This is a genomic window from Pseudomonas sp. NPDC087358, assembly GCF_044900785.1.
GTDB lineage: Bacteria > Pseudomonadota > Gammaproteobacteria > Pseudomonadales > Pseudomonadaceae > Aquipseudomonas.
The window spans coordinates 12,810-30,173 of sequence record NZ_JBJDOA010000015.1 but is presented as its reverse complement, the minus strand read 5'-3'; the positions used below and the strand labels follow the sequence as shown (position 1 = coordinate 30,173).

Below are 17,364 nucleotides of genomic sequence, written 5' to 3'. Positions count from 1 at the left end.
GAACGTATGGGCAAATGAAAAGTCTCTCCAGTAGCACCCTTTGCCACTGTCTGGAGATTCGCCATGCACCCGCTGAAGAAAATTGCTCTGGTTGTATCCACCGCAGGCCTGCTCGGCATGACGCCCGTCATTGCCCAAGCGGCCCAGGGCGATTTGCAAACGCAACTGGCCCAGGCGCGGCAGGAAGGCTCCATCTGGACGGCCTTTGCGCTCAATCGCCACCTGAGCCCATTCAACATTGGGGTCAAGGTAGAGCAAGGCACGGCGACCCTCACCGGTAAGGTTGAGAATCAGGTAGACAAGGATCTGGCCACGCAGATTGCCGGCGGGACTCAAGGCATCAATAACGTCGACAATCAGCTGGAGATCGACCCCCAAGTCGCTGCCGAGCCCGGCACCAAGGCCAATATGGCCCAGCGTTTTGACGACGCGACGCTGACTGCGACCATCAAGTCCAAGCTGCTGTGGAACAGCGTCACTGAGGGTTTGAATATCGACGTTGCTGCCGCGCAGGGCGTCGTGACGCTCAAAGGGCAGGCCAAAGATGCCGAAGCCAAACAGCTGGCCGGCAGCCTTGCCAGCAATACCGACGGTGTCACCGAGGTCAATAACCTGATCAGCCTCAGTGCTCGTGACACGCAGGCTATAAAAGAGCAGAACCAGGCGCAGGCCAACACCGTGCGCGAGGAGTTCAGCGATGCCTGGATCACCAGCAAGGTCAAATCCAGCCTTATCTATAGCCGAAATCTGGACGGTCTCAATATCAAGGTCGAAACCAAGAGTGGTGTGGTCAGCCTGGATGGGGTGGTTGCCAATTATGCCGAGAAGGAACTGGCGGTGGAGATCGCTCGCAATATCCGCGGCGTAAAGGGTGTGGACGCCGACACGTTGCGCGTGATGACGCGCAGTGCCGGTTAATGGGCCCTCTGCAGCGTTGCGGTGTGCCGGCAGTCATTGCTTTTACATCGACCGTTGAAGGCAGACGGACAGCTCCCGGCCTTTCTCCTGGGACATCGCTGCGCAGTGACAACTTGAGCTACGACCCGCGTTCTTCGTGCATTACGCACGATGCCAAATGTTGAATCGTGCACCTTGCTTGTAAGAGCTATCTCTCATTGAGTCTTAACCTATTGATAAATATAGAATTTATCTGGAGTAAAAAGCTGGCACACAGGCTGCAATAACTTATTTAACAAAGGTCTGCATCGTCGGCCGACAAGATTGCCTGGAGCCAGCTCAATGAACACTCAACGTCTCGCCACACTGCGTATCTCCCCTCTGCACGTGCAGCAAGGTTTGTTCGCTAGCCTGGCGTTGATGATTACGTTGATTGTCGTTCAGCAGTTTAACCACTGGAATCAGAGCCAGGAGGTCACGTCGATCCAGCATGCCTACAGCCATAGCGCTCCATTTGCCAAGGCAAGTGCGCTGAAGGCGACGGATGTTGCGCTCAGTCTGCAACCGGTCGAAGAAGCGGCGGCTGCCCTTGATCAGGCGCCACGTAAACAGAGTTGGATTTTCTGACGCACAGCGTCAGTCACGCGATCTACGCCGAGGGTCAATCGATGCCTCGCTGTAGCTAGAAACTAAAAACAGTAAGGAGAATCACCATGTTGAGCTGGGCTATCACATTTCTGATCATTGCCATCGTCGCAGCAGTTCTTGGCTTCGGTGGTATCGCAGGCACCGCCACGGGTATCGCCAAGATTCTCTTCGTTGTGTTCCTGGTGATGTTCGTTGTGTCGTTCTTCTTCGGTCGTCGCGGTCGAGGCTAACCATGCTTGGCAGGCGTTTCCATGCCACGACGCTGGCGCTCCTGATGAGCGCCAGCGCCATTGCCATGGCAGCTAACGATGGTCAGGCGCGGGTCAACGAGCTACTGAGCGCGGATCCCGAGTACCGCCAGACCTGGTCGAGCGTTGTTAAGAAAGAAGAGCGTTTACCTGATTGGGTGATCAATCTGTCCGGTGCTTCGGATCAGATGAATGCCGTGACCGAGCATGGTGACAAGTACCTGGTAGGGCCGCTCTGCGAAACCCAGGACACCTGTCTTCAGAAGCGGCTCATTGTGGCCTTCAGTCTGGACAAGCAGCATGCCTACGCCATGTTGGTCGAGGTTCCGGTCGGCTTGCCTGCAGATAAATCGCCTACCCGTCACGCCAGTTACCGTTTTCTCGGCAAGCCTGACGAGGGCGTGAAGGTTCTTCTTCAGGAACAGCTGAAGAAAGACCCGAAGTGGTACTGATTCAAACAAAGGAAGAGCGAAATCCGTATGGCTCTTCCTGATAGTCGCGCAGCCCGATGAAGGCATGCGCGTGACCAAGGGGTCGGGGCGTTCTGACCAAAGGAATGGTTGAAGCGACCCAGGTGTACAGGGAGTACTCCCATTCGTGGGCCGGGTCAGGAAGCCGCAACGCAAGTCCATTGTCATACTCGCCCAGCGGGGTGATTCGATCATGGGCTTGCGCCGCGCATATCTCGAGAGTTCGCTGTGTTCGTTTTCCTCCCGCCTTTAGCCCGCCTCGAGCCCGCAGACCCTCTGTAGCCATCCCGCTTACATGTGTTGATATCACTGGATTTCCCGCTGCCGACGTCACTGACGTGCTGACATTCGCCACGCGTCGACCGTACATCGAGAAAAAAGTCCTTTCGATGACGTCTCGGCCGCTTATGACCATTTTGTCACTTGCCTCCTCCTCCCCTTCCCCAAGCACGCCACAGGCGACGTTTTAGCCACCTCTGAGCATAAAAATGCTCGAGCCTTTGGTCATGTTTTGAGACGAATTTGCCTAAGTCTTTGATTTGCATCATGCCGATTCGGCATGAGGTAGTCATTTACGGCATTAGACGTGGTTGATTTGCATGGGAATAGTTGCGCCTTTTTTCGCCTGCCAAGAGCTTGGATGCTCGTCTGCGGTGACCTTCTGGACATCTCTAAGGGTATTCACGCCTCGCTGCTGCTTGCCTGAGCACCTCGAGCGCGTCGATGAGATATGTCCACGCCAACTACAACAAAGGTAATGACATGAAGAAGGCAAAACTGAGCCTCGCCTGGCAGATCCTCATCGGTCTCGTCCTGGGTATCGCACTTGGCGCGCTGCTCAACCACTTCAGCGCGGAGAAAGCCTGGTGGATCAGCAATATCCTGCAGCCGGCGGGGGATATCTTCATCCGCCTGATCAAGATGATCGTCATCCCGATCGTGATCTCGTCTCTGGTGGTCGGCATCGCGGGCGTCGGCGATGCGAAAAAGCTGGGCCGTATCGGTCTGAAGACCATTCTCTATTTCGAAGTGGTCACCACCATCGCAATCGTCGTCGGTCTGCTGCTGGCCAACGTGTTCCACCCCGGCACCGGCATCGACATGAGCACCCTGGGCACCGTGGATATCTCTCAGTACGAGAAGACCACCGCCGAGGTTCAGCATGACCATGCGTTCGTGGCGACCATTCTCAACCTGATACCGTCGAACATCTTCGCGGCGGTCGCCCGTGGCGACATGCTGCCGATCATCTTCTTCTCGGTATTCTTCGGCCTTGGCCTTTCCAGCCTCAACGCCGAAGTGCGTGAGCCGCTGGTCAAGGTGTTCCAGGGCGTGTCGGAGACTATGTTCAAGGTCACTCACATGATCATGAACTACGCACCGATTGGCGTGTTCGCGCTGATTGCGGTCACGGTCGCCAACTTCGGATTTGCCTCGCTGTTGCCGCTGGCCAAACTGGTGATCCTGGTTTACGTCGCCATCGCGTTCTTCGCTTTTGTGGTGCTGGGGCTGATTGCCCGTCTGTTCGGGTTCTCGGTACTCAAGCTGATGCGCATCTTCAAGGATGAGCTGGTGCTGGCCTATTCCACCGCCAGTTCCGAAACCGTCCTGCCGCGCGTGATCGAGAAGATGGAAGCCTACGGCGCACCGAAAGCCATCAGCAGCTTCGTGGTGCCGACCGGTTACTCGTTCAACCTTGACGGCTCGACGCTGTATCAAAGTATCGCCGCGCTGTTCATTGCCCAGCTCTACGGCATCGACCTGCCTGTCGGCCAGCAGATCCTGCTGGTGCTGACCCTGATGGTCACCTCCAAAGGCATCGCTGGCGTGCCGGGTGTGTCCTTCGTGGTGTTGCTGGCAACGTTAGGCAGCGTCGGGATTCCGCTGGAAGGCCTGGCGTTCATCGCCGGTGTCGACCGCATCATGGACATGGCGCGTACGGCGCTGAACGTGATCGGCAACGCCTTGGCGGTACTGGTCATCTCGCGCTGGGAAGGCATGTACGACGATGCCAAGGGCGAGCGCTACTGGAACTCTCTGCCGCACTGGCGCAGCAAGCAGACTCAGCCAGCGGGTCAGTCGACAGTCGATTGATCGCTCAATAGCGTTGAAACAAACCCCGGCCTGGCTGGGGTTTGTTGTTTATGGCGAGGGCCTGGAAACGTGAACCGGTTGCGATGGCGCACAACTCAGGGGTGTTCGCGCCATGCCGGCGGCGCGGAAACGCTGTGTCAGGCAGGCCGCTTTCGCCACCGTCGTAATTTCCTGCAGCTCCTACAGAGTATCGAGTGTGCCCCTGGGGTTTGTTGTTTACGCGCCCGCCGCTATCATCGCCGCATCTTGCGAGGGGATTTACCGATGCTCAACGGCCTATGGCTTGGTTTTTTTGTGGTCGCAGCGGTTTGCGCACTGGCTCAGTGGCTGATAGGGGGCAACTCCGGCATTTTTGCCGCGATGGTGGAAAGCATCTTCGCCATGGCCAAGCTCTCGGTAGAGGTGATGGTTGTCCTGTTCGGCACCCTGACCTTGTGGCTCGGTTTTCTCAATATTGCCCAGAAGGCCGGTATCGTCGACTGGCTGGCAAAGGTCCTTGGGCCATTGTTTCGCCGTTTGATGCCGGAAGTGCCGTCCGGCCACCCTGCCCTGGGCCTGATCACCCTCAACTTTGCCGCCAATGCCTTGGGGCTGGATAACGCCGCAACGCCCATCGGCCTCAAAGCCATGCGCGCCTTGCAGGAGCTCAACCCGAGCCAGACGGTCGCCAGTAATGCGCAGATCCTGTTTCTGGTGCTCAACGCCTCCTCGCTGACGCTATTGCCGGTGACCATTTTCGTCTACCGCGCTCAGCAAGGTGCGGTGGATCCGACCCTGGTATTCCTGCCGATTCTGCTGGCGACCAGCGCATCGACCCTGGTCGGTCTGCTGTCGGTGGCCGTCATGCAGCGCCTGCGTCTGTGGGACCCGGTGGTGCTGGCCTATCTGATACCTGGGGCGTTGCTGCTGGGCGGCTTCATGGCGGTACTGGCCGGGCTCTCGGCTACCGCGTTGGCAAGCCTGTCCTCGGTGCTGGGCAACGTGACCCTGTTTGGCATCATCATGCTGTTTCTGGTGGTTGGCGCGCTGCGCAAGGTCAAGGTCTACGAAGCGTTCGTCGAGGGCGCCAAGGAAGGCTTCGATGTCGCCAAAAACCTGCTGCCGTATCTGGTGGCGATGCTTTGCGCCGTCGGTGTATTGCGTGCCTCGGGCGCCCTGGACATCGCACTGGAAGGTATCCGTCATGTGATCCAGTGGATGGGTCTGGATACCCGCTTCGTCGATGCGCTGCCCACCGCGCTGGTCAAGCCCTTCTCCGGCAGCGCCGCGCGGGCGATGCTGATCGAAACCATGAAAACCCAAGGCGTGGACAGCTTCCCGGCGCTTGTGGCGGCGACCATTCAGGGCAGTACCGAGACCACGTTCTACGTGCTGGCGGTGTACTTCGGCGCAGTGGGCATTCAGCGGGCGCGCCACGCCGTGGGCTGCGCATTGCTGGCCGAGCTGGCCGGTGTGATCGCAGCCATTGCCGTGTGCTATTGGTTCTTCGGCTCGGCGGTATAACGCTTCTGACCCTGCTCCAGGGTCCATTGCACCACCTGGGCGGTCAGCCTGTCGCTGGCCTGCCCGAAGCCCGCCACCACGGCTGAGACCTGCTTATCGCCCAACGGCTGATGCACTTCGAAGCGGCGACTGGCGACGATCCGCTGGCGATCGTCAGACAGTCGCGCGTCCAGGCGAATCACCACCTCGATGGTCGCGCCGCGATATTCACTCTGAAACGCCTGTAGCTCCCCGCCCAATTCGAAATCAGCCTGCAGGTTGCTGTCGTCGGTACTGATCGACTGCACACGGCCGTCGCGGTAGAACGCGTCGGTCAGCCGGTTGCGCAGCAGCACCGGTGCCGGATCACTCCAGCGCGCACCTTTGTAGTTGCTGATGACGTCGCCCTGAGGGATGACCGCGATACGTGGGCTGTCCAGGGTTTCACTGGACTTGGGCTTGACCACGCGCAAGGACCAGGGTGCTGGCGTCGCCGCTTTGCTGGGCGTGGATGTCGCTGGCAGGCGATAGACGTCCAGAGGCTCTGGCTTGGGCAGGATTGAACACGCGCCCAGTGACAACAGGGCACTGGCCAGCAGCAGTCGGGTAAATGGGTGACCGGCAAGCCTCATGGCTCGAACTCCTTGTTCTTGTCGCTACCGAGCAGATAGCCGCTCGGGTTGGCGTTCAGGCCGCGCGAGATGGTTTTCAGCGATGACAACGTTTCACGCAGCTCGCGAATCGCCGGGCCGAGTTCGCCCAGCCCCTGCAGGCCGCCGTCGACCGAGCCCTTGTTGGCCTTGATCAGCTGGTTGATGGTGTCGGTGCTTTGTTGCAAGGACAGCATGGCCGCCTGACCGGTCGCGATCGCTTGCTTTCCGTCAACCGTGAACAACAGGTTGGCGTTACGCATCGCGGTGGTGGTCTGGTCCAGCGTTGTGCTTGCCTGCTTGCTCAACGCCAGCAGTTGCTTGAGGGTCTGGCGAATATCGTCGCGCTGGTCGGCAATTACCCCGGTGGTCTGTTCCAGATGCTCCATGGTCTTGCTCAGCGCCAGAACGTTCTTGGACGACAGGAGTTCGTTGGCGTTGTGCAGCAGCGTATTGATCCCCGTCAGCAAGTCGTTGCTGTCGTTGAGCAGCCGGGAGATGGGAGACGGCGAGGCAATGATCACCGGCAGACTGCCGTCTTCGCCCTTGAGTTCTTCGCTTTGGGGCGTGCCGCCGCTGAGCTGGATGATCGATGTGCCAGTGATGCCGTTGAGGGCGAGCTTGGCAAAGGTATCGCGCTTGATCGGTGTTTCTCCGGCAACCCGGATCTGCGCCAGCACTCGGCGTGGATCCTGGGGATCAAGGCGCAGCTGCACCACATCGCCGACCTTGATTCCGCTGTATTGCACCGGACTGCCACGGGACAGCCCGGTGACGGCTTCGTTGAACACCACCTGATAATCCTTGAATGCGGTGTCGACGCTTGATTTGGCCAGCCAGAGGCCGAAGAGCAGCGCGGCGGCGACCACGATGACCGTGAACAGGCCAATCAATACGTGATGGGCGCGGGTTTCCATCATGAGACCTCGTGTGGGTGGGTGGCCGCTGCATAGGCCGATCGGCCGCGCGGGCCATGAAAGTATTCGTGAATCCAGGCGTCCTTGTAGGCGGACACCTTGTCGATGCTGTCGGCCACCAGTACTCGTTTCTGTGCAAGCACAGCGACCCTGTCGGTGATGGTGTACAGGGTGTCCAGGTCGTGGGTCACCATGAACACACTCAGGCCCAGCGCATCGCGCAGGGTCAGAATCAATTGGTCGAACGCCCCCGCGCCAATCGGGTCGAGCCCCGCGGTGGGTTCGTCGAGAAACAGGATGTCGGGATCCAGCGCCAGGGCGCGGGCCAGCGCCGCACGCTTGACCATGCCTCCGGACAGCGATGCGGGAAATTTATGGGCGGCCGACAGGGGCAGGCCGGCCAGCGCCATCTTGATGCCGGCCAGATGTTCGGCCTCATCGCGGCTCAGGCCTGCATGCTCGATCAGCGGCAAGGCGACGTTCTCGGTGATGGTCAGCGACGAGAACAGCGCGCCTTTCTGAAACAGCACCCCGAAGCGTCGCTCAACCTCGGAGCGTGGCTTGTCGGGCAGATTCAGCAGGTCCTGGCCCAATACTCGAACGCTGCCCTCGGCCGGGCGCTGCAAGCCAACGATACTGCGCAGCAGCACCGATTTGCCGCTGCCAGAACCGCCAACCACGGCGAGAATCTCCCCCCGATAGAGGTCCAGATCCAGATGCTCGTGCACCACTTGCGGCCCGAAGCGATTGCACAGGCCGCGCACCTGTATCACCGTTTCGCTGGGTAGAACGCAACGTTTGGTCACCAGCCAAGCTCCATGAAGAACATCGCCGCCAGCGCATCGAGCACGATAACGACAAAGATCGACTGCACCACGCTCGATGTCGTGTGTGCGCCCACCGATTCGGCGCTGCCCTCGACCTTGAAGCCTTCCAGGCAGCCAATGGCCGCAATGAAGAACGCGAAAATCGGCGCTTTGACGATGCCCACCAGAAAATGCTGTACGCCGATGTCGGCCTGCATCAGGGAAAGAAACATCGCCGGTGAAATGCCCAGCGACAAGGCGCAGACCACCCCGCCGCCAACGATGCCGCAGATCATCGCCAGAAACGTCAGCATCGGCAGTGAGATAAGCAATGCCAGCACGCGAGGCAAGACCAGAAGTTCGGTGGGACTGAGGCCCAACGTGCGCAGAGCATCAAGCTCCTCATTGGCCTTCATGGAGCCGATTTGTGCAGTGAACGCGCTGGCCGTGCGCCCCGCCAGCAGAATCGCGGTCAGCAGCACGGCGAACTCCCGCAGGAACGAAAAGCCGATCAAATCGACGGTGAAAATCGTCGCGCCGAAGGCTTTGAGGACGGTAGCGCCCAGAAACGCCACAACGGCGCCGACCATGAAGGTCAGCAGGGCCACGATGGGCGCGGCGTCCAGGCCGATCTGCTCGATGTGGGCAATGACCGAAGTCGTGCGCCAGCGCTTGGGGCGGAACAGGGTCGTCACCAGGGTTTGCAATATCAGCCCGACGAAACCCAGCAACTGCAAGGTATCGTTCCAGATCACTTCAACGGCTGAGCCGATACGCGCGAGCAGCTGTGTGCCGACAGCGACTTCAGGATCCTTCAACGGCTGGCAGTAATCGGCGAGCGCGCTTTGTATCGTCTGCATTAAAGCGCGACTGGATTCGGGCAGATTGGGTGCCTGAACCGCCAACAAACGCAGCCGTTGGGCACCCAGAAGTTCAACCAGCAATGAGGCACCGGCGGTGTCCAGCGCACCGAGGTCACTCATGTCCACTTGCGTGCCGGGGCCGAAACCGTCGCTCAAGGCGTCGGTCTGGCGCTTGAGTTCGTGGTAATGGGCGAGCGTCCAGTCTCCGGCAATCCACAGCTGCGTGGGACTGGTCGAAGTATCCAGTGAGACGCTTCCCGAAACCTTGGGTGCGCCGGTAGCCAGGTGGGTCAGTGGGGTCATAGCGACGAGCTTAGTTGGTTTTGACAGGATCGGATGGGGCCTGGGCTGGCGTGTTGTCATCAGCCTTGTCCGCGTTCGACTCGTCCGGGCTCAACGTGTCTGCGCCGGGCTTCAGACCCGCCGGAGTGATCTTTTTGCGGGTCAGCGCAGGCTGGTCGCTATCGGTAACCTCAAAGCGTAAAACGCCGATCATCTGGCCATCCTCAGTGAGCACCCTTACCTGCCATTTGCCGAGCACATCTGGCGGGAAATTCTGTTTGTGAGTCCAGGCCCTATAGCCTTCCTTGCGTCCGCCATGGATGTCCAGAGCGATTCGGTCAACCTCTTCGCCATTGTGCCGCCAGACGTGATAAATCCGTTCGTCCAGGCCACGCGGTGCATTGATCGAGGTGTACGCATACAGGCCCGAGCTACGCAGTTGGTTGACACCGATCTCCTGGATACTCTCACCAGGGGTGCGATTCTGGTTATCGAATCTGGTGCTCACGGCCACCTCCGTCAGCCACAGCGTCGCCGGTGGTACCCATGAGCGCAGCATCCAGCCCGCGCCGCCAATGGCCAGGGTCATGAGGACCAGGCCCAGCCCGCGTTTCCAGCTGTTGATCGGGAAGCTCGACGCCAGGCTCGGGAAGGACAACAGCATTGCGGTGACCAGCGCCAGCTTGTAACTCTGGGCGGTAGTCAGGTGGACAATGATCGGCAGCGCGGTGAGCAAGGCGGCGAACAGGGTCAGGGTGTGCAGCGCCATGAACAGCCAGCGGCGTGGGGCCAGCCATTTGTAATAGAGCGGATCGGTGATCGAGATCAGCCCGGCGGCCGCCAACAAGCCGGTAAACGCCAGTTGGCCGCTGTTCCAGGTGGTGGTGACGAAAAAGAACGGCAGCACGAAGAACAGGCTTTCCTGGTGGATCATCTGCGTGGCGTAGCGCAGCAGCGGCTGAGGAATCTCGCGCTTGAACACTCTGGCAATCAGTGCGACGGCGCTGTTTTCCACCATCAGCCAGATCCAGCTGATCAGCATGATCACGGCGATCCAGGTGGCCAGCTTGGCCTGGCGGTCGACCAGGATGAAACTGCCGATGCCGGAGCAGAAACCGAAGAATGCGATCAGCCCCGGGTAGCGCTTGATGAACTCCAGTACGCGTTGTACGTGGGAGTTCTGCATGAGGGCGTTCAAGTCCGGCATTCGTTATTCACTTTCGCTGTAGAAAAAAAACCCTGGAAGGATACCAATGATCACCGCTTCTACGTGCATGCAAACCGTTTCTGCCGAAGGTGTGGATCCCGGCTTGGCGGCGATCTGCCGGAACCGACAAAAACGCTGCAAATCCATTGTGCCTGGCATGGCGAAACCGAATGGTTTTGCCGCCGCTTCGCGCCAGATCGCGAGACAAGCCACGCTCCCACGGCCTTCGGCCAGAATCAAAAGAGCCCGTGCACATTTGATCTGTTGCAGTCCGGCTTGCCGGCGGCAGCGGCCTTGAAATCGCTACCACCGGCGAGCCGGAATGCCACAAGGACCTTGCACAACCCTCAAAGCGGGCGTTTTTTATACACGCGCCAGCGCCAGAAGATCAGCAGCGCCGCCAGCACAATCAGCGCCACACCGATCTCATACAGTTCGTCATAACTGAGCAGCGGCTCTTCGATGCGCAGGTACCCCGGCTGAGCCAGCAGCTGGCGCATCGCTCGGTTGGCCAGGTCCAGGCTGACGCCGCGAATGCGTTTGGCCGGGTCTTCGAAGCGGCCGTCATCGTAGTCATTCAAGGCGCCCCAGTAGTAGTCAGCCAGGGCACTGTTACCCTGAACAGCCCAGGCCTGTTTGGCGATCGAGGCTTGCTGCAGGCGGGCGAATGTCGCCGGGTCCATGCCCTCTTTGCGCAGCCGCTCCAGCATCGAGCGAACAGATGCCACCGCCGCACCGACATCGTCGCGGGCCAGGTCGGCGTTGAGGCTCAGAAACCCGGTATCGCCGAAGGCTTCGCGGTCCGCCCACGGGCCGTAGGAGTAACCCTTGTCCAGCCGCAGCTCGGTGTACAGCGCCCAATCCAGATAAGCCTTCACCAGATCCCAGGTCTCGTCGTGCTGCTCGCCCATGTCCGGCTCGGTAAACATAAGGTGCAATTTGGCGCCGTCGCCCAGGGCACCCCGAACCAGGGTGCGCTCGGGATCGGCTTTCTGGTTGATGGTTGCAAGCGGGGGGTGTTCGGTCGGGTCGACCGCATTGAGTTGAGCGAAAGTGCGCTCAAGGTAGGCAGGCAATAATTTGTCCAGCTCGCCAACGATGATCAACGTCATGTTGTTGGACGCATACCAGTTGTCGTGGATGGTCTCGATCTGATCCAGGGTCAGGTGATCGACTTCCGGCCGCTCCGGGCATTTGAGGCCCAGCTCCACCGCCAGTTGATTGCTGGCGCTGTGGCCCAGATCGCGTTTGTCGAGCCAGCGCTGCAGGTGAGAATAGTGCCCGCCGTCCTCGCGTTCGACGATACGTCTGGCGGTGTCCAGGTTGGCCTGGCTGATCTGGGTGTGGGTCAGCACATTGAGCAGCAGGTCCAGGACCTTGCGCTGGTTTTGCGCAGGCGCCTCGATCACGAAGGTGGTGTCGGTGTTGCTGGTGAACGCATTCCACTCCCCGCCCAGCGTCTGCATCTGCTGCTCCAGGCCGCCCTCGCCAGAATTGTCGATGCCACTGAACAGCAAGTGCTCGAGCAGGTGCGGCAGCTCCTTGTCGGCACACGGGAAATCGTCGAAACCGATGCCCACCACCAGACGAATCGAAACATGGCCTTTTTCGCCCGGTTTGAGCAGCAATTGCAAACCGTTGGGCAACACATAGCCCTCCACCTGGAAGCGGTCGAAGGCCATGGATGGAAGGGATGTCAGAAACAAACAGACGAACAGCAGGCAACGCATAAAAACGGGCTTCCTTGCGGGCCGGTATGTGTAACAGACTTCAGTCCGGCCCTGGCGTTCAGCCCGATTATTCGGTCTGGTTCTCGCTGGACAAGGCCCCAGTGTCGGTGGTTTCAAGAACGGCATAGGCGCTGCTGCAGAACATTGAATTAAGGCGTTTCATGTCAGCGATCAGCTCAAGGTGCAACGAACTGGTCTCGATACTCTGCACGATCTTGCGTTGCAGTCTGCTGACATGGGCGTGGGCCAGACGCCGTTCCTGTGCCCGGAACCTACGTTTCTCGCGCAGCAGCTGGCGCGCGCTTTCCGGATCGCCGCTGAGGAATACCGACAACCCCAGGCGCAGGTTGGCCATCAGTTGCTCATGCAACCCGGACAACTCTTCCAGGCCGACGTCAGAAAACGACCGGCGCTGCGAAGTCTTCTGCTGCTGGACCTTACGCAGCATACGCTCGATCAACCCGCTGGCCAGTTCCAGGTTGATCGCCAGCTCGATGATTTCGGCCCAGCGGCGGTTGTCCTGATCGCTCAGGTCTTCGCGCGGCATTTGCGCCAGATACAGCTTGATCGCGTTGTACAGGACCTCGACGTCGTCATTCAGACGCCGGACTTCCTGGGTTACGGCCGTCTGGTTGCCACGCAGCACCTCCTGCATGGCGTTGAGCATGCTGTCGATCAGATCGCCCATGCGCAGGGTTTCACGAACGGCATTGGCCAGCGCCAGACTGGGTGTGGCCAACGCGGTGAGGTCCAGGTGCCGGGGTTTGGTCTGGCCATTGACCTCGGCCTGTTGCGGCAGAATCGAGGCGCACAGACGGCCCATCGGACCGACCGTTGGCAGCATGATCAGGCAGCGCAGCGAGTTGTAAATGACGTGGAAACTGATCACCAGGCTCGACGGGCTCACCGCCAGGGTGTCCATCCAGTTCACCAGCGGGGTCAGCACCGGAATGATCAGCAACAGGCCGATCAGCTTGTACAGCAGGCTGCCCAAGGCAACCTGGCGCCCGGCGACGTTCTGCATGCTGGTGCTCAGGAACGCCAGCAAGCCGCTGCCGATGTTGGCACCGATCACCAGGCCAATGGCCACCGGCAGACTGATGATCTCGGCACCGGCCAGGGTCGCGGTCAACAACACAGCGGCTAGGCTCGAGTAGGAGATCAGCGCGAACATGGCCCCGACCAGAGCATCGAGGAGCAGGTCGCCGGTCAATGAAGCGAACAGCACCTTGACCCCGGCGGCCTGAGTGATCGGCGCGGCGGCGGTGACGATCAGCTGCAGCGCCAGCACGATCAGGCCCAGGCCGATACCGACGCGCCCGAGCTGACCGATCCGGGTCTGTTTGCGCGAGAGAAAGAAAATCACCCCGAGGAAGATCAGCAGCGGCGACAGCCACGACAAATCAAAGGTGAGGATTCGCGACATCACTGCGGTACCGACGTCCGCACCGAGCATGATCGCCAGGGCAGGCGTCAGGCTCATCAGGCCTTGGCCGACGAATGACGTCACGAGCATGGCGGTGGCGTTGCTGCTCTGCACCACTGCGGTGACCAGGATCCCCGCGACAAAGGCCAGCGGGCGTTTGGACATGTTCTGACTGAGCACGCGCCGCAGCTGCGAGCCGTACACGCGCAGGATGCCCGTTCGAACGATGTGTGTGCCCCAGATCAACAGCGCGACGGCAGAAAGCAAATCGAGCAGGGTCAGCATACGGAAAGCCCCCTGTTAATTGCCCGGCGGACCACAATGGCCGGCGCCCAATGGGCAAAGGTTGAAAGTACAGCGTGTAGCGAGCGAAGGCGCTTGGGCATAGTCGTGATGAGCACGCTCAGCTAAAGCTTTAGTCGGCCAGAGGCCTTATTGCCAGAATGGCACAGCAGATTCTTTCTTGAAACAAATCTGTAACAAATCAGGTGTTTGAGCGGTTTGACACGTACTTCATGGGCTTACGCCCGCAACCCGGAGTGCTACGGGGACGTTCTACCCTTGCGGCCCGAGCCCGGAACGAAAAACGGGGCATTCATCACGCCCCGTTTTCTTTCACCTGCCAACGCATCGGTGATTATTGACCCGGAACGTCCTTGCGAAGTTTCACAGGATCCTTCATTGCCTTCTTTTTGGCCATCGAGGTGCGCATCTTGATGTTGATCGCTTCAACCGCCAGTGAGAACGCCATGGCGAAGTACACATAGCCTTTAGGCACATGCACATCGAAGGATTCGGCGATCAGCACGGTGCCCACGACGATCAGGAACGACAGCGCCAGCATCTTCAGCGAAGGGTGCTTGTCGATAAAATCGCTGATCACGCCCGCGCACAGCATCATGATCAGGACCGCAACGATGATCGCGGCGACCATCACCGGCACGTGGGAGACCATGCCGACGGCGGTGATCACCGAGTCCAGCGAGAACACGATGTCGATGATGGCAATCTGGATGATGGTGTACAGGAATATCCCGCCCTTGCCTTTGGGCTCGTCCAGCTGCTCCTCTTCGCCTTCCATGCCGTGGTAAATCTCCTGGGAGCTTTTCCACAACAGGAACAGGCCACCGAAGAACAGGATCAGGTCGCGGCCGGAGATGCCCTGGCCGAGCACCACGAACAGATCGTCGGTCAGGCGCATGACCCAGGTGATCGACAGCAGCAGCAGGATCCGCGTGACCATGGCCAGTGCGAGGCCGAAGATCCGCGTGCGCGGTTGCATCGACTTGGGCATGCGGCTGACCAGAATCGAGATCATGATGATGTTGTCGATGCCCAGAACGATCTCCAGGGCAGTCAGCGTCAAGAAAGCAACCCAGATCTCAGGGTTGGTCAGCCATTCCATTACGTATTCCTTTGAGCTTGTTTGATCTCGCTGCCGCGCAGGCGCCAGCGAGAGAGTTCGTTCGCCTTATAGACTGCTGAACGCGGGGAAGATCCCCATCAGCAGTGCGGCGGCCAGTATGCACACACAGACCAGCACCGCCCACTTGAGGGTAAAGCGCTGGTGATCGCCGAATTCGATACCGGCCAGCGCCACCAACAGGTAAGTCGAAGGCACCAGTGGGCTCAACAGGTGGACGGGCTGACCGACGATCGAGGCACGTGCCATTTCCACCGGGCTGATGCCGTAATGCGCGGCGGCCTCGGCGAGTACCGGCAGCACGCCGTAGTAGAACGCATCGTTGGACATGAAGAAGGTGAACGGCATGCTCACCACCGCCGTGATAACCGCCAGATATGGCCCCATCGCGTCGGGAATCACGGCCAGCAGGCTCTTCGACATTGCATCGACCATGCCGGTACCGGACAGGATGCCGGTGAAGATACCGGCAGCGAAGATCAGTCCAACCACCGCCAGCACACTCCCGGCGTGGGCGGAGACGCGGTCTTTCTGCGCTTGCAGGCAAGGGTAGTTGACGATCATCGCGATGCTGAAGGCAATCATGAACAGCACCGGCAGCGGCAGCAGGCCCATGATCAGGGTCACCATCAACGCCAGGGTCAGCGCGCCGTTGAACCAGATGAGCTTGGGCCGGCGGGCATCGGGGAATTGCGAGACGCTGATTTCGCTGTGATCGACCTCATCGCCCGGCAGATGCAGCTCGCCCAGACGCGCGCGTTCACGTTTGCCGTAGCAATAGGCGATGACCAGAATCGCGATCACGCCAGCGAGCATCGCCGGAATCATCGGCACGAAAATATCGGACGGATCGACATGCAGCGCACTGGCGGCGCGAGCCGTCGGGCCACCCCATGGCGTCATGTTCATCACACCACCGGCCAGGATGATCAGACCAGCCATGATCCGTGGGCTCATGCCCAGGCGGCTGTACAGCGGCAGCATCGCGGCTACGCAGATCATGTATGTAGTGGCGCCGTCACCGTCCAGCGAAACCACCAGCGCCAGCACCGCAGTGCCGACCGAGACTTTGACCGGGTCGCCCTTGACCAGTTTGAGGATCTTGCGCACCGCCGGGTCGAACAGGCCGGAGTCGATCATCAGGGCGAAATAGAGAATGGCGAACATCAGCATCACGCCGGTCGGCGCGAGCTTGGTAATGCCGGCCAGCATCATCGGACCGATGTCGGAAGCGAAGCCGCCGAACAGAGCGAAGACGATGGGCACGATGATCAGGGCGATGAGCGCTGACAGGCGCTTGCTCATGATCAGGTACATGAAGGCGACGACCATGGCAAAGCCGAGGAAGGTCAACATAGAAATACTCCGGGCGTTACGCGACGTGGGAACGGACGAGACGAGGCAATCAGCTCAGGACGAGCGGCGCATGGAGTCGGGGAGTAAACGAGGGGTGCAGCAAAGGACAAGCAAGCATCAGAATCACCGAATTGTTGTTGTAGATGGGCCGGCGAACGTCAATAGCGTTCGTCCTGGCTTGACCGGTCTGTTGCCGGCGGTGGGGGGATGCTAAAGGGCTTAGCTTTCAGCCAGCTTTCGTCGCAGATCCGTTGATCGCGAAAGGAAAAATGAAGCTATTACGCCAAGAGGCAGTCAGACGTTAAACACGAACAGGAGAACGACCGTGAGTGAAATGCATACCGGCGGGTGCCATTGCGGCAATCTGCGCTACCAGCTCAATGCGCCTGTGCGCGATATCGCTCATTGTCACTGTTCGATTTGCCGACGGACTTCAGGCGGTATCGTGATGACTTGGGTCAGCGTGCCGTTGGAGGCCTTCAAGTGGCTGGCGGGCAGCCCTGCTGCGTATGATTCCGGCCCCACTTGCGTGCGTTATTTCTGCAATAACTGCGGGGCGCACGTCGCCTTGTTCAGCCGCAACAGCCCGCAGACGATGGACATCACCATTGCCACGCTCGACCATCCCGAGCTGACGCCTGCGGACCGGCATATCTGGACCGACAGCCGCTTGCCGTGGCTGCATCTGGATGAGCAGTTGCCGGGTGAGCGGGAAGAGTCCCTCTAGCTTCTGCGCGGACGCCGACCCGTTTCTGCCCGTAGGACGTGCGAGCTCGGCTTGCCAGCGATCTGCCGGGAACCGGCAGCGAGATCATTGACGGGATTCGGTCTGTCAGGATGGAGTGCCCAAATCTGCTGCCGCTTG

General features: G+C 59.8%; 17 protein-coding genes. 7 read left to right on the top strand and 10 right to left on the bottom strand.

The window, feature by feature from the left end; translation table 11 throughout:
* Nucleotides 1-63 precede the first annotated feature (63 nt).
* The 6 genes from ACI2KS_RS25730 (at nt 64) to ACI2KS_RS25705 (ending at nt 5,860) form a co-directional block, all read left to right on the top strand.
* Complete coding sequence (locus tag ACI2KS_RS25730) at nt 64-918, top strand: BON domain-containing protein (RefSeq protein ID WP_404623838.1); 855 nt, start codon at nt 64-66, stop codon at nt 916-918.
* A 321-nt stretch (nt 919-1,239) separates the two neighbouring features.
* Nucleotides 1,240-1,524, top strand: a complete 285-nt coding sequence (locus ACI2KS_RS25725; protein WP_404623837.1) for a hypothetical protein — start codon at nt 1,240-1,242, stop codon at nt 1,522-1,524.
* 86 nt (nt 1,525-1,610) lie between these two features.
* The gene (locus ACI2KS_RS25720; RefSeq protein WP_002555679.1) at nt 1,611-1,775 is read left to right on the top strand and encodes a DUF1328 domain-containing protein; all 165 of its coding nucleotides are present in this window, start codon (nt 1,611-1,613) and stop codon (nt 1,773-1,775) included.
* 2 nt (nt 1,776-1,777) lie between these two features.
* Entirely contained in the window at nt 1,778-2,245 is a 468-nt protein-coding gene (locus tag ACI2KS_RS25715) for an inhibitor of vertebrate lysozyme family protein (RefSeq protein WP_404623836.1), read from the top strand.
* Between the two features lie 780 nt (nt 2,246-3,025).
* Complete coding sequence (gene gltP, locus ACI2KS_RS25710) at nt 3,026-4,357, top strand: glutamate/aspartate:proton symporter GltP (protein WP_404623835.1); 1,332 nt, start codon at nt 3,026-3,028, stop codon at nt 4,355-4,357.
* A 264-nt stretch (nt 4,358-4,621) separates the two neighbouring features.
* Entirely contained in the window at nt 4,622-5,860 is a 1,239-nt protein-coding gene (locus tag ACI2KS_RS25705; protein ID WP_404623834.1) for a nucleoside recognition domain-containing protein, read from the top strand.
* On the opposite strand, the gene ACI2KS_RS25700 is transcribed toward ACI2KS_RS25705, so the two are convergent.
* The 10 genes from ACI2KS_RS25700 to ACI2KS_RS25655 all read right to left on the bottom strand — a co-directional run bounded on the left by ACI2KS_RS25700 (nt 5,833) and on the right by ACI2KS_RS25655 (nt 16,499).
* Nucleotides 5,833-6,471, bottom strand: coding sequence for an ABC-type transport auxiliary lipoprotein family protein (locus ACI2KS_RS25700; protein ID WP_404623833.1), 639 nt, complete (start codon nt 6,469-6,471; stop codon nt 5,833-5,835). The genes ACI2KS_RS25705 and ACI2KS_RS25700 overlap by 28 nt on opposite strands.
* Nucleotides 6,468-7,406 carry an MlaD family protein gene (locus ACI2KS_RS25695; RefSeq protein WP_404623939.1) on the bottom strand — a complete coding sequence of 313 codons (939 nt, stop codon included), beginning with the start codon at nt 7,404-7,406 and terminating at the stop codon, nt 6,468-6,470. The genes ACI2KS_RS25700 and ACI2KS_RS25695 overlap by 4 nt, the downstream gene beginning before the upstream one ends.
* The gene (locus tag ACI2KS_RS25690) at nt 7,406-8,212 is read right to left on the bottom strand and encodes an ABC transporter ATP-binding protein (RefSeq protein WP_404623832.1); all 807 of its coding nucleotides are present in this window, start codon (nt 8,210-8,212) and stop codon (nt 7,406-7,408) included. Before ACI2KS_RS25690 ends, ACI2KS_RS25695 begins: the two co-directional genes overlap by 1 nt.
* The gene (locus ACI2KS_RS25685; RefSeq protein ID WP_404623831.1) at nt 8,209-9,378 is read right to left on the bottom strand and encodes an MlaE family lipid ABC transporter permease subunit; all 1,170 of its coding nucleotides are present in this window, start codon (nt 9,376-9,378) and stop codon (nt 8,209-8,211) included. Before ACI2KS_RS25685 ends, ACI2KS_RS25690 begins: the two co-directional genes overlap by 4 nt.
* A 10-nt stretch (nt 9,379-9,388) precedes the next feature.
* Nucleotides 9,389-10,564 carry a DUF5924 family protein gene (locus ACI2KS_RS25680; protein ID WP_404623830.1) on the bottom strand — a complete coding sequence of 392 codons (1,176 nt, stop codon included), beginning with the start codon at nt 10,562-10,564 and terminating at the stop codon, nt 9,389-9,391.
* 3 nt (nt 10,565-10,567) lie between these two features.
* Complete coding sequence (locus ACI2KS_RS25675; protein WP_404623829.1) at nt 10,568-10,804, bottom strand: hypothetical protein; 237 nt, start codon at nt 10,802-10,804, stop codon at nt 10,568-10,570.
* A gap of 107 nt (nt 10,805-10,911) precedes the next feature.
* Nucleotides 10,912-12,294, bottom strand: a complete 1,383-nt coding sequence (locus tag ACI2KS_RS25670) for a M16 family metallopeptidase (RefSeq protein ID WP_404623828.1) — start codon at nt 12,292-12,294, stop codon at nt 10,912-10,914.
* Nucleotides 12,295-12,361: 67 nt separating this feature from the next.
* Complete coding sequence (locus ACI2KS_RS25665; protein ID WP_404623827.1) at nt 12,362-14,005, bottom strand: Na/Pi cotransporter family protein; 1,644 nt, start codon at nt 14,003-14,005, stop codon at nt 12,362-12,364.
* A gap of 352 nt (nt 14,006-14,357) precedes the next feature.
* Nucleotides 14,358-15,125, bottom strand: coding sequence for a TerC family protein (locus tag ACI2KS_RS25660; protein ID WP_404623826.1), 768 nt, complete (start codon nt 15,123-15,125; stop codon nt 14,358-14,360).
* Between the two features lie 66 nt (nt 15,126-15,191).
* Entirely contained in the window at nt 15,192-16,499 is a 1,308-nt protein-coding gene (locus ACI2KS_RS25655) for a CitMHS family transporter (RefSeq protein ID WP_404623825.1), read from the bottom strand.
* Nucleotides 16,500-16,824: 325 nt separating this feature from the next.
* On the opposite strand from ACI2KS_RS25655, the gene ACI2KS_RS25650 reads away from it, so the two are divergent.
* Nucleotides 16,825-17,226 carry a GFA family protein gene (locus ACI2KS_RS25650; protein ID WP_404623824.1) on the top strand — a complete coding sequence of 134 codons (402 nt, stop codon included), beginning with the start codon at nt 16,825-16,827 and terminating at the stop codon, nt 17,224-17,226.
* The last annotated feature ends 138 nt before the right edge of the window (nt 17,227-17,364 follow it).